Origin of the sequence: Chlorogloeopsis sp. ULAP02 (assembly GCF_038404745.2) — a bacterium.
Lineage (GTDB): Bacteria > Cyanobacteriota > Cyanobacteriia > Cyanobacteriales > Nostocaceae > Chlorogloeopsis.
In genome coordinates this window covers 1-14,146 of sequence record NZ_JAYKTT020000084.1, presented here as the reverse complement: position 1 = coordinate 14,146, position 14,146 = coordinate 1, and the positions used below count along the sequence as shown (strand labels likewise).

The window sequence follows — 14,146 nt, the reverse complement described above, 5'->3', positions numbered from 1 at the left end:
TGGATTGAACTTTCATCTAAAATGTAACGTCTGATGTCCAAATTATATGTGTTGATGACACAGCTATGACAGCTCCACTATCCCCGCGTTGGCTTAACTTGTTTCTGCTGTTGATTTGGCTTGTCATCGCTATTGGTTTACGCTTAATCAACTTGACAGCAAAGCCACCTTGGACAGATGAATTTTCTACTTTAGTATTCAGTTTGGGAAATAGTTTTTTGCCAGTACCGTTAAATGAACCAATAACTATCGATATTCTCTTACAACCCCTGCAACCCCAACCCACCGCAAGTATTCAAGACGTATTGGCAAATTTATTTAGCGAAAGTAATCATCCCCCTTTATACTTTGTTCTCACTCATCTATGGATGAAACTTTTTCCCACCCAAGCTGGTTTAGTTTCTTTGTGGGGAGCGCGATCGCTGGCTGCTATTTTTGGTGCATTATCTATCCCTGCTATTTATGCTTTGAGTTGGGTTGCCTTTCGTTCCCGTTTAATCAGCCATTTAGCTGCTGCGATGATGGCAGTCTCACCTTATGGCATTTTTTTGGCACAAGAAGCCCGCCATTATACTTTGGCAATTCTATGGGTAATTGCTTCCCTCACTTGCTTGGTAGTAGCCACCCGTCACATCCACAATCGGATTCAATTACCTATATGGTTATCATTCTTGTGGATCGTAATTAATGCTTTGGGTATTGCTACTCATTACTTCTTCACCCTTACCCTCTGCACTGAAGCTATGGTTTTAATTTTTTTGGCTTGGCAACAGAATGAAGAGGACATGGGGAGGTGGGGAGGTGGGGAGGTGGGGAATGTTTCTCTCTCCGCGTCTGATAAAAATGCGTCACCGCGTCTTCCCCTCTTTGCGTCTTTACTCTCTCCTCCTTGGCTACGTATTTATGCAGTTGCTGTTGGTACGGCTGTAGCAGGTATAGTTTGGTTACCAGTGTTTTTACAAAATACTTACGGTGATAGGTTAGTGGACTGGATTCAAAGCGATCGCGTTGGCATAGCTTGGATTAGTCCAATTTTTCAAGCTTTGGCTGCTTGGGTGACGATGTTTTGTTTACTACCAGTTGAATCATCAAACCTAGCTGTGGCGATCGCATCGGGGCTGGTAATGCTAATTTTTCTAATTTGGGCAACACCGATTCTATGGCGTGGCTTGAGGGTACAGCTTGTGCAACCACAAACCCGTTTGACAACCCAAGTTTTAGCTGGTGTTGTTGTTGGAGCGATCGCTTTATTCTTTCTCTTTACCTATTTTCTAAATATTGACTTGACACGGGGCGCTCGTTATAACTTTGTTTACTTTCCTGCTGTAATAGTTTTACTAGGAGCAAGTTTGGCAATTTGTTGGCATCCTGGATTGAAAAAGGAGAACTGGGGAATCCATGGGAAAGTCAGTGTGGTAGTGATCTGGATCATGGGATTACTAAGTGCAATCACAGTTATTTGTGATTTAGGTTATCAGAAATATTATCGTCCAGACTTATTTGTGCAACTAATTCAAAAAACATCTCAGGTACCAGTACTGATTGCTACTACGCAAAAAACACACGTACAAATCGGCGAAATGATGGGGGTAGCCAGAGAATTTAAACTTCAGAATACTCTCTCTGCTTCTGCTCTTTTCCTACTCGCCCATCAAGATCAAAACTCCAATACTTCTACTATTGCTCTCCAAAATACTTTAAAGGGATTGCCACGTCCTTTGGATTTATGGTTGGTGAACTTTTTTGCTGCTGAACCAGAGGAAGTAAAAAATTGTGCTGTCGAAACACGAGCTTTTCCGGCAATTAATGGTTACAAGTATAAACTTTATCATTGTCCTTAGGCGCTCAAAAATTAATTGTCATAGCCATTAGGAACACCAATTGATGATAAACCAGCGATCGCCCGCAAATTTTGGCAACGAATTAATTCAGTAAAATCTAAAGCAGCATTTCCCTCAATTTTTGCAACTGCCTCAATAGCAGATAAAAGATGTTGTGCTGCTTCAACTTTCGAGTAACCCCGACGTTGCGCCACTTCAATGGCAGTTTCATCTGCGTTTAACTGTAATTGTTGAGAGCGGTTAATGGCAGTAATGCGAAATCCAGCTAAAGTAGTCAGTCCACCAGCTATAACTACACCTAGCGCATCTGTTTGTAAAAATTCAACTACTCCGCCCAACAGTCCAGCCAGCGCGATAACTTGATAAATATCAGGCTTAAACCACTTCACTGCTGTCAACCAGCTAACAGTTTGCAATAGCAATAAATCGCGTTGCGACTTATTCAATCGACGCCACAAATCGAAATTTATACATATAAGTCGCTCCCAGTTCCAAGGCAATGGAAAGGAAGTATCAATCACCTTTGCTTGCTCCGGCTTACTAATAATTTTATTCATCATCCTAGCCGAAGCTGGCATTAGATCGAACAAACGGTGAATTTCAACTGTCGGTTCCATATTAACGTAGAAAGAAAAATCTATTTTCTGACAAACTTTTTTTGATTAGTATTTTACGCTTATTTATATTTGCTTACTTAACTATTAATCTGTTATCAAATTTTAATTTACATGAATCTTCTAATCTGTGCTGAGGATATTTACAATACTCAGCCGATTGAGTTTCAAGGTACAAGTATAATACTAATGACTAATAACTATTGACTAATGACTATAGAAGCTTTTGCTCCCACCTCGCCAGAATGGACACACCAGGCAATTCATGCTCGTGAATTTTGTTGTCCTAATTGCCATGCCAGCAGCCGAGAAGCTGTGCAAGTGTGGATAAATCGCCGCTCACCTGTAATTACAGAAGATTACCGTCGCAAATGGCAAGAATTCTATCAATGTAACTGTAATTGTGCCTGGTGGGCTTGGAGTAGCGATCGCCCTCCAACCAAGCTTACAAGTCAATAGTCAAATTAGCTTCTGATGTTGTAAATAAAAGCCCGCCATTTGGCGGGCTTTTAGTTGTATTAACTTGTAACGGTTTTAGAAAGTGAAGGTGGTACGAAGTGTACCTACATACACAGTGTCGTTGTTGTCGTTATGCTCAGGATTGAAGATAACCAACACACCAGGAGTAACAGCAATATTGTCAGTAAGCTGGTAGCGATAAAGCGCTTCTAGGTGATAAGAAGTGCCATCATCTTCGCGAGCGCCAATATCGTTGCTGGTAACTTTAGGTGGTTGACCAAAGAAAATACCGAGTAGATTTCCTTGTTTGCCAAAGTCTCTTAAAGCTAAATTAGCCATCCAATACCAAATATCTGCATCTGCATCAGGCCCAGCCTCAGCTTCTGCTGTACTGTAACCTACCCAACCACCAATAGCCAACTTAGAACTAGCTCTAAAGTTAACTTGTGCGCCGTAGTTGTTAGAAGAAGTCGCAACAGCACCAAATGGTTGGCTAGCAAAAGTGCTACCAGTGGATTCAAACAGGTTTACACCACCCTGGCTATTTTGGTAAGTGCGCACGTAAGTCAGACCGATATTAAATGACTCACTAGGTTGGAAGGCTATCTGAGCAAGGGCAGAGTAGTTACCATCAAACAAACCTTCTCCAGCAAGAGGGCTGCTAGCGTCGTTAGTACGTCCACCAGCTAAATAACCCACAGATCCAGATAATGAACCTTTGGGATTGAAGGTTAGAGTTATACCTGCACCACCCTGACCTTGACGATAGATGGGGCTAAAGCGACCGTAGCGGGAAAGAGCACCTCTTCCTGAGCTAGCAAAGTCGGGGTTAAAGTTATTAACGTTTTCGTAGTACTCACCATTGTTAGCGTCAACTTTAACACGAATGGCGTCACTGAGGTTGAAAGCGTAGTTAAGCTTATCGATTTCAACGTTGTTGTTGCCAGTGTTATTGTCATACCCCAAACGAGCCATGTTAGTACCCGCTGCCGTACCGAAATTGGTCATGTTACCAGCCTGTAAACGGGTTTGCAACTGATCACTACCGGTAAAGCTGGTGTTCAAGCTTAAACGAACTCGGTTAGAGAAGGTTATATTATCGTCTACATCATCGCCAGTACCGTTAGCCTTCTCATCTCCGAAGGCTCCTCCCACGTTGAAAATCGCTTCCCCAACCAACTTAGTTGTAGTAGAAAACTGATTTGCTTCCAACTCAGCAGTGCGAGCTTCCAAGGCATCGACACGACCACGCAATGTAGCCAATTCTGCAGAGAATTCTTCTTGTAAACGCTGTAAAGTAGCCAGGTCTTCTTTAGTTACTAAATCAGCTGTCGCTGTAGCAATCAATTCGTTAACCCGGTCTAAACAAGCATTCAAACCTGCGGCAAATTCATAGCGGGTTAAAGCACGGTTACCACGATACGTACCATTTGGATAACCTGCAATACAACCGTAGCGCTCAACCAAAGACTGCAATGCCTGAAATGCCCAGTCTGTTGGTTGCACGTCAGAAAACTGAGAAACTGATGTTACCTGGCCCACGTTGTTGCCGCTAGAACTCTGAGACAACTGGGTTACAGAGGTCGCATCTTGGTTTAAGTCTTGCTTTACTTCTCCAGCGAAGGCGCTATTAGCAGTAAATAGAGCTGTTGCAAATACAACTGGACTTAGCTTTAACCAGTTCCAGAATAACTTTGTCATTGTGTTTATCTCACTCACACCTACTGAGTTAATCATGGCTAAATTTACAGAATAATTTTATTTTTTGGAAATTTAGCCACAATTTCAAAGACAATTGTACCAAGATCAGGGGTAGTTAATGCAAGCTATTTAATGGACTTTTTTGCATTTTTTCATTGTTTTTAAATCCTTCATTAGGTAAACGTAGAATCATTCTACGTTTGTGACGTAAAAGATTACCTTCTTCCTCAAACTGTTGCAGAAGGCGAGTTACAGTCACTCTAGTTGTATTCAGTACTTCTGCCATCTCTTGATGAGTAACATTGAGGTCGATGAGTATCCCTTGATCTACATTCCGACCAAATTTTTCACTCAGCCAAACCAAAAACTGCCACAAACGCAAGTATATTGGTTTTCGATGTACAATACTCAAAAGCTCTTCTGCCTGTTGAATATGGGTTATTAAACTGTTAACATCTTGATTCCACATATGAGGAGGCAATAAGCTTACCTCCACACTTGTCAGGCACTCAATTTGGTAAGGTTTCACTTTAGATAAGGGATAACCAATCAAATCTCCTGGCCCCCAATATCCCAAAGTAATGAAAGTTCCATCTTCACTCCAGGTTAATGTCCTGACTGCTCCACGCTCGATTCGCCACAATACATCATTGCGTGCTGGAATAACCTCTCGGCGAGTGAATAACCTTTGGGGTAAAGTACCAGATAAGCCAGAGTTATATGAAGTAGCTGAATGTTGTGTACGACTGGTAGGATACATCATTAGTAGGTAGGAATTGATAATAGTAGAAGTACGTTATTGATAGGTTAAAGTTATCTAAAATCTCTTATTGGTTTGTTATGAGTGCTGAATTATGACTCAACTCATACAGGAGAATTTAGAAATTGTCAGGCTTTGCTGATGATTAATCTCAACCGAAAGGTAGATGTCAAAGTAGAAAAATTTATCGTAAGCTACGATAAATAAATCAAATGAAATACTCATACACACCAACCCTGAGATTAAATACATCAAATTCAAGCTTATACTGGTATAAAAAGCAACCACTTGTACGGGTGATTTATAAAACTATTGACAGTGTAAGCTTGTGTAAGAATTGTTATATGAATGTTTCAAGAAATGAGACAATTGCATAAATGTAATATATGTTGTTGGACTAGGTTGTTGGACAAATTTAATACCTTGGAAACTATTGTCAGCTAAATTTGATACTTTGAAAGAAATAAGTTATTAAAAGTTTACTAGCAATTAGTAGTAAAGCTAAGTAATTAATGCCACTAAATGCTTAAGTATTTGTTAATTTTTACTAAAATCCTAAGTTAAGTAGGAAAAGTTGATTTGAAAGTTTCTGTTCTGGTGGGACGATACTTTAGCCAGATAATTGGAGCTAGTAGAAGTTTGACAGAATTATCCAAATCTCCATATGTGTAGAGCTTTTGACAATTTATTTTTTGAAGTCAAAAGCTTATTGATAGTAGGTTTTATTTATATATAGATAAATACATATGTAATAAGCATTTAATTATTGTTATAATCTATCGTTTAGATAGAGTCTAATTTAGCAATACGAAATAATAAATAGAATCTTTTTGGTTAAGAGTTTTCTGCTTATATGTACTTAGTTTAATTTCTAAAATTTAGAGATATGGGATTTAAAATTTAATTTTAAGTTTCATGAACTAAGAGTTATATTTGATACAAAGATTTACTGATAAGTAAGTAATAATTACAAGTTAAAAAATATATAATCTTAGTTCTCGGTATAACAATATGATTGCTATCCCTGAATAAATATAGTTACGATCTAACAATGCAATCTATTGTCTGAAGATTTAGTATTTAAGCATTAATTAATACAAGTATTATTAGTGTCAAGATTTTCTAGATATAGAGTCTATGTAAGTAAGTTACTTCTGGTGAAGATTAAGAAACGGTAGTTAGGGGTTTTTAGGCGCAAATGACTTTAAATTAATCCAAAGTATGATCTTTAATGCCTACTCAATCTGCGATCGCAGATATTCGCATAATGCTTCTAAGTAAATCCGTTGATCGCGGTTTTACCTCAGAGTTTGTACTCTGGCGATCGCACTGTGGTGGTAAACAATCCAACGGAATCACATCCTTGAAATTGCAATCGCCATGAAAGCTTCTGCTAGAGTGGTGATAGGCTTAAGTACTGTAGAAAAAACAGTAGAGCGAAAATTCATACAGAAATGTTGCTCGGTAAGTTTATTGGGGTGTAAATGAAACGTGTTGGTGTAATTGGTGGTGGACAACTTGCTTGGATGATGGCAAGTGCTGCAAACAAACTAGAAGTGGAATTAATAGTCCAAACTCCCAGCGCCAACGATCCAGCCGTGGCGATCGCTCACGATACTGTTTTTGCCCCAGTTGCTGATGCCGCAGCTACAGCAATTCTAGCCAGTAAGTGTGATGTGATTACATTTGAAAATGAATTTGTTAATCTAGAAGCTTTATCACTATTGGCAAAGCAGGGTGTATGCTTTCGTCCTAGCCTAGAAGCATTGGCTCCCCTTTTAGATAAATACCACCAGCGCTGCTATTTACGCAATTTGGGGCTACCTGTTCCTAAGTTCTTTACTGTCGATCAAGTTGGAAGTCAGGAACTAAGAGTTGGAAGCAACAGTATTTATGAGTTTTTAGCCCTTCATAATTTGGATTTTCCGGTAGTTTTGAAAGCTCGCCGTCATGGTTATGATGGACAAGGCACTTTCATTATTAAAGATGCAGAGGATTTACAACAAAAATTAGCGACTGCAACCCCTGAAAACACATTCTTAACCAATTCGGTTTTTTTATTAGAAGAGTTTATTCCATTTACAAGAGAACTAGCAGTGATTGCAGCACGTTCTGTAGATGGAAAAGTAGCGATTTACCCAATCGTAGAAACTCAACAAGAAGAACAAGTATGTCGGCGGGTGTTCGCGCCAGCCGAAATTTCTCCACAACTAGCAGCAGAAATTAATGAAATAGCCCGTGTTATCCTGAGTAGTTTAGAAGCAGTTGGGGTTTTTGGGATTGAACTGTTTCTCACAGACGCAAACAAAGTATTGGTGAATGAAATCGCACCCCGTACTCACAACTCTGGACACTTTTCTGTTGATGCCTGTGAAACCTCCCAATTTGAACAGCATTTAAGAACTGTTTGTGATTTGCCTTTGGGCAATTCTAATCTGATTTGCTCATATGCTATTATGATAAACTTGCTAGGTTACGAAACATCTACAAGTAACTATATAGTTAAGCGTCAAAAAATAGAACAAATCCCTCAAACCATCGTCCATTGGTACGGTAAAACACCATCGCGTCCCGGTCGAAAGCTGGGACACGTCAACGTTTTGTTAAACCACAAAAATCGTAATGAAGCAATGGCGATCGCTCGCACTATAGAAAATATCTGGTACTCAAATTAAATCCACAAAAAAATCTAATTTGCACGCACAACATTATTTTTGAAAGCTATAATGAGTTTATTCCACTGCAACGTTGGTGACTGCCAACAAGTTTTGTGATCTATGACTTGAAAGTTAAGGGAACCAACATTTTTCGTGGCAGTAGACCGTGGCTATGTACCCGGAAACTTTAAACGAAGAAAATCGGTACCCACCTGGTTATTCCAGGTCAAAAACTTAGGTAAAACGGCGTTGCGGTGAACTAAAAACTATTAGCTCCTAAAGTCAAATTAGACTTGGGAGCTTTAATTATTAAAAATAATTATATATTGGTAGTAAAAGTTAAAAATAAAAAATAAGTATTCGCAACTATTTTGAGGTATGTTGATATGCAAATTCTATCTCTGAATAATTTTCAGTTTAACCACAAAAAACCCTATCAAGGCAGAATATGTATCAATTGATTCTAATTTGTCTGGACACAAGAGTTAGAATCCCAAAATTGCAATCATCAATGCTTCAAGTTCAAGAAATTTGTTACATAAACTAATTTATAACTGTGTTTCCAGCCTCGGTTTTCAGACTAGATAATGGTTTAACGTTTATTCATCAAGAAATACCTAACACTCCTGTCGTTGTAGCGGATGTTTGGGTACGCGCTGGTGCTAAGGTAGAGCCGCAACAGTGGTTTGGGATGGCTCACTTTTTAGAGCATATGATCTTTAAAGGCACAGCAAATCTCTCACCCGGAATCTTCGATCAAAAAATTGAAAACTGGGGTGGAATCACAAATGCCGCAACAAGCTATGATTACGCCCATTACTGCATAACCACAGCTACCCCTTTCCTAGAGGAGACTTTACCTTATCTGGGAGAACTACTACAAAATGCGGCAATACCAGAAGATGAATTCAGCCGCGAACGGGATGTAGTACTAGAGGAAATTCGTTCTTGCCAAGACGATCCAGATTGGATTGGATTTCAAACCTTGATTCAAAGTATTTACCAACATCATCCTTACGGGCGTTCAGTATTGGGTACAGAACAAGAATTGATGCAGCATTCACCAGAGACAATGCGTTGTTTTCACCGCACTCACTACCAGCCAGAGAACATGACAGTAGTGATTGTTGGAGGAATTGCCGAAAAACCAGCATTTGAATTAGTCAGTCGTACATTTGATAATTTCGCAGAACGCGGCTATGACTACCCGCACAATCAGGAATTTGCACAACCGATCATAGCAGGAATTCGCCGTCAAGAGTTGTGTTTGCCTCGGCTAGAACAAGCACGGTTAATGATAGGATGGACTGGCCCTGGAGTAGAACAAATTCGCAAAGCATACGGCTTAGATTTATTGTCGGTAATACTAGCAGAAGGGCGAACTTCACGCTTAGTGCGAGACTTGCGAGAAGAACAGCAATTGGTACAGGGAATTTGCAGTAATTTTTCTTTACAAAGCGAATCAAGTTTATTTACAATTACTGCCTGGTTAGAGCCAGAAAATTTGGAGCAAGTCGAGTCTTTAATTCGTCTCCATTTGAATGATTTGTTGAGTAATGGTGTGAGCGATCGCGAACTAGCTCGCGCTCAGAGGTTGCTGTGCAATGATTTTGCATTTTCTACAGAAACACCAAATCAACTTGCAGGGCTTTATGGTTACTACAACACAATTGCCCAAGCAGAAGTAGCGGTGACATATCCAGAAAAAATCAAGTCTTTTGACGTCCAGGAACTGCAACAATTAGCAAAAGATTATCTCTCACCCAACCATTACGCAGTTACAATACTTACACCTTATGAGTGGTAATGGTTAGTGGTGAGCCAGCACTGCGGGGTAGTTAGTGGGTAATGGGTAGCGGTAGTGATAAGGACTAAGCAAACAACTACTATCTACTGTACGGGCGGGTTTAGAAGACAAATTGTCTTTTTTAGCCCAAAAATCATCAGCCCAACCCGCCCCTACTATCTACTAACTACTATCTACTGTACGGGCGGGTTCAGAAGACAAATTGTCTTTTTCAGCCCGAAAATCATCAGCCCAACCCGCCCCCACTATCTACTAACTACTATCTACTACTGATCGATGACAACCTCCCTGCAAAAGCCCCATATTCATCGCACTGTACTCAGCAATGGCATAGTGCTACTCCTATCAGAAAACCCAACAGCAGATATCATTGCAGCACGAATTTTTATTCGTGTCGGTAGTGCTTATGAAAAGCAGCAGCAGGCAGGATTAGCACATTTGCTGTCGGCAGTACTAACAAAAGGATGTGATGGACTTTCGAGTTTAGAAATTGCTGAACGTGTAGAGTCTGTCGGAGCAAGTTTGAGCGCGGATACAGCGGCTGATTATTTTTTAATGTCTTTGAAGACAGTAACATCGGATTTTGCAGACATTTTGGCATTAGCGGGGCGAATTTTGCGATCGCCTACTTTTCCAGAAATGGAAGTGGAGCTAGAACGACGAATCGCTCTACAAGATATTCGCTCCCAAAAAGAACATCCATTCACCATCGCCTTCGATCAATTGCGGCAGGTAATGTACCAAGAGCATCCCTATGCTATGTCAGCGCTAGGAGACGAATCAACGATGAGTCGTCTGACTCGTAAGGATTTGGTACAATTTCACCAAACTTATTTCCGTCCGGATAATGTGGTAATTAGTATTGCTGGTCGAATCACACCAGAAGATGCAGTTGCAGTGGTAGAATCAGTCTTCGGTGATTGGTCAACTCCTAATACACCACTAGCAAAACTTTATTTACCCGATCCAAATGTGCAACCACAAGCAGTGGTTTCACCTCAACAAACCCAACAGTCAATTGTTATGTTGGGCTATTTTGGAGCCGCCGTAAATTCTTCTGACTATGCTGCTTTGAAACTATTATCTACATACTTAGGAAATGGACTTTCCAGTCGCCTGTTTGTGGAGTTACGAGAAAAGCAGGGTTTAGCTTACGAAGTATCTGCTTTTTACCCTACACGCTTATTTCCTGCAACATTTGTAGTCTACATGGGTACGGCTCCAGAAAATACCAAAAAAGCTCTATCTGGTTTGTGGACAGAAGTTGATTTACTGTTTACTACTCCACTTACAGAAGACGCACTGCAATCAGCCAAAAACAAAATTTTAGGACAGTACGCTTTGGGGAAACAAACCAATACTCAGATTGCTCAGATATATGGTTGGTATGAAATTTTGGGTTTAGGAGTTGAATTTGATCAAGAATTTCAAGAACTTATTGCCAATGTGAGTGCTGCCGATGCAATGGCAGTTGCATCTCGGTATTTACAGGAACCGTATGTGTCTTTAGTTGGGCAAGAAGAAGCACTAGAAAGTGCAATACTTCTAACGGACGAGCGGCATTAACGAGTCGCGGCTTTTATGTACATTTGTTACCCAAAATCTAAACAACTTTCGCGATCGCGTGCTATACCCGTATTTACTGATACGAGGGGCATTGTTCCATGAAAGGTAGCACGAAGGTTAGTTCACTAAAACCATTTGTGAAATGCTGGATATTAGAAGCAAAGTACAGGTCAAAATTCTTAAGTAGTGAAATAATACTGTATACTTCTGTACCTTTACTCTTTAGCACCTCGGCTGTAGTATCACTCGCACAGACACCACAACAAATTGCTCCGGTAATAGCTCAAGATAATATCTATCGCCCTACCCTGCAACTAGGTAGCCAAGGGCAACCTGTATCTGAACTTCAAGCAGCATTGAAACTTTTGGGCTTTTACACAGGTACAGTTGACGGAATTTATAACAAAATTACTGCTGGGGCTGTTTCTCAATTTCAACAAGCAGCAGGTTTAAATCCAAACGGCATCGTTGATGTCAATACCTGGCAAAGACTTTTCCCTAGCGAAATTGTCTTAACACCAACTTCTTCATCCAATCCACCAAACAACTTTCCTATTTCGACTCAAAGTGTAAATACTCCTAAAACAGTTGCTACCACTTCTGAGCCAAAACCTGCAAAACCACCTCAGCAAACTACACCCACTAATTCACAAAATAAACCCAAATTACAATCATCGTCCACTCATAGGCAACAAACAAGTCGTTCCCAGCCAGGTAATCGCCCTTCTCAATCAACTCCTTTTGTTCAACCCACTCCTCGCTCTCAGCAAACTCCTGGAATTCAATACACACCAGAAGGATTCCCGATTTTGCGTCTGGGAATGCGTGGTTCTGAAGTTGTAAAATTGCAAAAAATCTTGAAAAGACAGGGCTTACTTAAAGGTGATATTGATGGCAACTTTGGTAAAGCTACTGAAGCGGCAGCGATCGCACTGCAAAAACGCTACGGTATTGAAGCTGATGGTGTAGTTGGTGGTGCAACCTGGGAAGTTTTACTGCAACGGCATTAGGCTTTGGGCGCGAGTTTATCCCTTGAGATTGATGAGAAGTTTCAAGCCAATTTGAACAATGTTAAAAGCCTACAGAAAAATTCTGTCGGTTAAAAGTCAATACAGTTGCAGATAGCCGACACCTGAAAAGTTGCGGCTAAACAGACAAAGGCTGCGAAGGCAGACTTTGGTTCTAATAGCATCAGGCTACTCTACGGGAAGCCGCCCTGTAGGCTTAAGTGAAACTGTATTGGGAAAACTGTATTTTGTTCATTGTTTAAACTTGGAATTGGAGAAAGAACATGAATCCCAAAGAATATTACAACCCCAGTACACCAGGGGCGACACAACATGGTAGTGGTGAACTCACTCCAGATGCAGGCTCTGATACTTCACGTGCTGATTATTCAAATGTAGGTACTCCAGCTATTCAATATCCAGAGTTGAGTGAGTCTGGTGAACCAGATTTAAATGATTCTCTTCATGAATCTAACAATGTTGATGTACCATTTCCCGATCCTTCTACTGGAGATCAAGATGAGAATGTTGTTGATCGCCAAATGGGAATTATTGGTCGTACAGCAGGTTAACATCACTATTGTTGTTAGTTTGAAAAAGTCTATTTTCCGAAGATGAAGTTTCATTAGGGAAATAGTCTTCGTCTTTAATTCATTCCTTCCCTATCAACAAAAGAACCACAAACACAAATTTCAATAGGATGAGTTTCAGAAGGCAGAAGTATAAAGACAGAGGGCAGCTATGATCCCACCCTTACTCATAGTGGGATTGAAACAAGGACGTTGTTTTTCTTCGTGCAACGCATACACTCGAAAAACATGTTTATTTTTACTGGGCTTTAAACCCAGAACTAAAGTTATTATTGGTATTTCACCTTCTACCTACCAAGGGATACGCCGTACCTACCCTTCGGGAACAGCTTCGCTGAACGGAAGTCGCTTTGCGCCTACCGCGTCTACTGCCCTCAGCATAGCTGCCTTCTTTGTAATACATCTGATTGAGGTATGGTTAAATGCTAGTACTTAAACGATAAAAATGAAGTTTGCAATAAATAAAAGTAGGTTAAATTAAATATATTATAGACACCAGAAAAATAGCTTTTTAAAAGTGAACCAACGCAGGTATGATAGTGAATATTAAGTTGAGTAAGTCTACTTAAACTTTACCTGAGTGCAATATTATTTCTGGAAATAGGTATTAAATTTTACTACTGAAAAAGTCAGAAATAAAACTTGTAGGAATATTCTGAATTCAAGGAGACAAATCAATAATTCTAAATATTGAATCTATGAAAAATTTTTTATTAACTTGGCTAGGCGCAGCAATAGCGCTGCTAATAACTGCCTATATCCTTCAAAGCTTCAACATTGGTTTCAGAGTAGATAATTTTGGTACAGCCCTTGTTGCTGCTGCTGTAATTGGTATTGTTAATGCCATTATTCGTCCAGTTTTGAAAATATTGGCATTTCCTATTACATTATTGACCTTTGGTTTGTTTACATTCGTCATTAACGGTTTTGCTTTGTGGCTAGCAAGCTACCTCACTCCCAGTTATGGTTTTGTGATCGAAGGCCCCATAGCTGCTTTATTAGGTTCAATTGTACTATCAATTATTTCTAGTACAATCAACTATTTTCTGAGAGCAGTTGAGTAGAAAGTATTAGTTGTAAGGGCGGGTTTTTACAACAATCTCTCTAGAATGCCGAAATATCTAAATAAACCCGCCCGTACTAG

At 40.0% G+C, this 14,146-nt stretch carries 13 protein-coding genes and 1 other RNA gene; 11 read left to right on the top strand and 3 right to left on the bottom strand.

Annotated features, from left to right (window positions below; all coding sequences use genetic code 11):
* The first annotated feature begins 65 nt into the window (after window positions 1–65).
* Entirely contained in the window at window positions 66–1,841 is a 1,776-nt protein-coding gene (locus U2718_RS30770) for a glycosyltransferase (protein WP_341993919.1), read from the top strand.
* Window positions 1,842–1,852: 11 nt separating this feature from the next.
* Here U2718_RS30770 and U2718_RS30765 read toward each other — a convergent pair whose 3' ends face one another.
* On the bottom strand, window positions 1,853–2,458 hold the full coding sequence (locus U2718_RS30765) for a DUF3318 domain-containing protein (RefSeq protein WP_341993920.1): 606 nt from the start codon (window positions 2,456–2,458) through the stop codon (window positions 1,853–1,855).
* A gap of 207 nt (window positions 2,459–2,665) precedes the next feature.
* On the opposite strand from U2718_RS30765, the gene U2718_RS30760 reads away from it, so the two are divergent.
* Entirely contained in the window at window positions 2,666–2,914 is a 249-nt protein-coding gene (locus tag U2718_RS30760; protein WP_341993921.1) for a hypothetical protein, read from the top strand.
* 75 nt (window positions 2,915–2,989) lie between these two features.
* Here U2718_RS30760 and U2718_RS30755 read toward each other — a convergent pair whose 3' ends face one another.
* On the bottom strand, window positions 2,990–4,615 hold the full coding sequence (locus U2718_RS30755; protein ID WP_341993922.1) for an iron uptake porin: 1,626 nt from the start codon (window positions 4,613–4,615) through the stop codon (window positions 2,990–2,992).
* Between the two features lie 115 nt (window positions 4,616–4,730).
* Window positions 4,731–5,378, bottom strand: a complete 648-nt coding sequence (locus U2718_RS30750; RefSeq protein WP_341993924.1) for a Crp/Fnr family transcriptional regulator — start codon at window positions 5,376–5,378, stop codon at window positions 4,731–4,733.
* 1,228 nt (window positions 5,379–6,606) lie between these two features.
* Here U2718_RS30750 and U2718_RS30745 point away from each other — a divergent pair.
* From U2718_RS30745 to U2718_RS30705, 9 genes are all read left to right on the top strand, one after another.
* A complete protein-coding gene (locus tag U2718_RS30745; RefSeq protein WP_341993925.1) occupies window positions 6,607–6,759 on the top strand; it encodes a hypothetical protein in 153 nt (50 codons plus the stop codon).
* Window positions 6,760–6,859: 100 nt separating this feature from the next.
* Complete coding sequence (locus U2718_RS30740) at window positions 6,860–8,050, top strand: 5-(carboxyamino)imidazole ribonucleotide synthase (protein ID WP_341993926.1); 1,191 nt, start codon at window positions 6,860–6,862, stop codon at window positions 8,048–8,050.
* Between the two features lie 59 nt (window positions 8,051–8,109).
* A non-coding RNA gene (ssrS, locus tag U2718_RS30735) (6S RNA) lies at window positions 8,110–8,294 on the top strand.
* 294 nt (window positions 8,295–8,588) lie between these two features.
* Complete coding sequence (locus tag U2718_RS30730) at window positions 8,589–9,839, top strand: pitrilysin family protein (RefSeq protein ID WP_341993927.1); 1,251 nt, start codon at window positions 8,589–8,591, stop codon at window positions 9,837–9,839.
* Between the two features lie 276 nt (window positions 9,840–10,115).
* Window positions 10,116–11,405, top strand: coding sequence for a pitrilysin family protein (locus tag U2718_RS30725; protein WP_341993928.1), 1,290 nt, complete (start codon window positions 10,116–10,118; stop codon window positions 11,403–11,405).
* Between the two features lie 98 nt (window positions 11,406–11,503).
* The gene (locus U2718_RS30720) at window positions 11,504–12,415 is read left to right on the top strand and encodes a peptidoglycan-binding protein (RefSeq protein WP_411813395.1); all 912 of its coding nucleotides are present in this window, start codon (window positions 11,504–11,506) and stop codon (window positions 12,413–12,415) included.
* Between the two features lie 281 nt (window positions 12,416–12,696).
* On the top strand, window positions 12,697–12,984 hold the full coding sequence (locus U2718_RS30715) for a hypothetical protein (protein WP_341993930.1): 288 nt from the start codon (window positions 12,697–12,699) through the stop codon (window positions 12,982–12,984).
* A 169-nt stretch (window positions 12,985–13,153) separates the two neighbouring features.
* Window positions 13,154–13,438, top strand: coding sequence for a hypothetical protein (locus U2718_RS30710; RefSeq protein ID WP_341993931.1), 285 nt, complete (start codon window positions 13,154–13,156; stop codon window positions 13,436–13,438).
* 262 nt (window positions 13,439–13,700) lie between these two features.
* Window positions 13,701–14,066: a phage holin family protein gene (locus tag U2718_RS30705; RefSeq protein ID WP_341993932.1), complete on the top strand. Its 366-nt coding sequence runs from the start codon at window positions 13,701–13,703 to the stop codon at window positions 14,064–14,066.
* Window positions 14,067–14,146: the final 80 nt, after the last annotated feature.

What these genes read in the sequence shown, in the direction of transcription:
- U2718_RS30770 (WP_341993919.1), top strand. Translation starts at nt 66, where the DNA reads ATGACAGCTCCACTATCCCCGCGTTGGCTTAACTTGTTTCTGCTGTTG.
- U2718_RS30765 (WP_341993920.1), bottom strand. Translation starts at nt 2,458, where the DNA reads ATGGAACCGACAGTTGAAATTCACCGTTTGTTCGATCTAATGCCAGCT.
- U2718_RS30760 (WP_341993921.1), top strand. Translation starts at nt 2,666, where the DNA reads ATGACTATAGAAGCTTTTGCTCCCACCTCGCCAGAATGGACACACCAG.
- U2718_RS30755 (WP_341993922.1), bottom strand. Translation starts at nt 4,615, where the DNA reads ATGACAAAGTTATTCTGGAACTGGTTAAAGCTAAGTCCAGTTGTATTT.
- U2718_RS30750 (WP_341993924.1), bottom strand. Translation starts at nt 5,378, where the DNA reads ATGATGTATCCTACCAGTCGTACACAACATTCAGCTACTTCATATAAC.
- U2718_RS30745 (WP_341993925.1), top strand. Translation starts at nt 6,607, where the DNA reads ATGCCTACTCAATCTGCGATCGCAGATATTCGCATAATGCTTCTAAGT.
- U2718_RS30740 (WP_341993926.1), top strand. Translation starts at nt 6,860, where the DNA reads ATGAAACGTGTTGGTGTAATTGGTGGTGGACAACTTGCTTGGATGATG.
- U2718_RS30725 (WP_341993928.1), top strand. Translation starts at nt 10,116, where the DNA reads ATGACAACCTCCCTGCAAAAGCCCCATATTCATCGCACTGTACTCAGC.
- U2718_RS30720 (WP_411813395.1), top strand. Translation starts at nt 11,504, where the DNA reads ATGAAAGGTAGCACGAAGGTTAGTTCACTAAAACCATTTGTGAAATGC.
- U2718_RS30715 (WP_341993930.1), top strand. Translation starts at nt 12,697, where the DNA reads ATGAATCCCAAAGAATATTACAACCCCAGTACACCAGGGGCGACACAA.
- U2718_RS30710 (WP_341993931.1), top strand. Translation starts at nt 13,154, where the DNA reads ATGATCCCACCCTTACTCATAGTGGGATTGAAACAAGGACGTTGTTTT.
- U2718_RS30705 (WP_341993932.1), top strand. Translation starts at nt 13,701, where the DNA reads ATGAAAAATTTTTTATTAACTTGGCTAGGCGCAGCAATAGCGCTGCTA.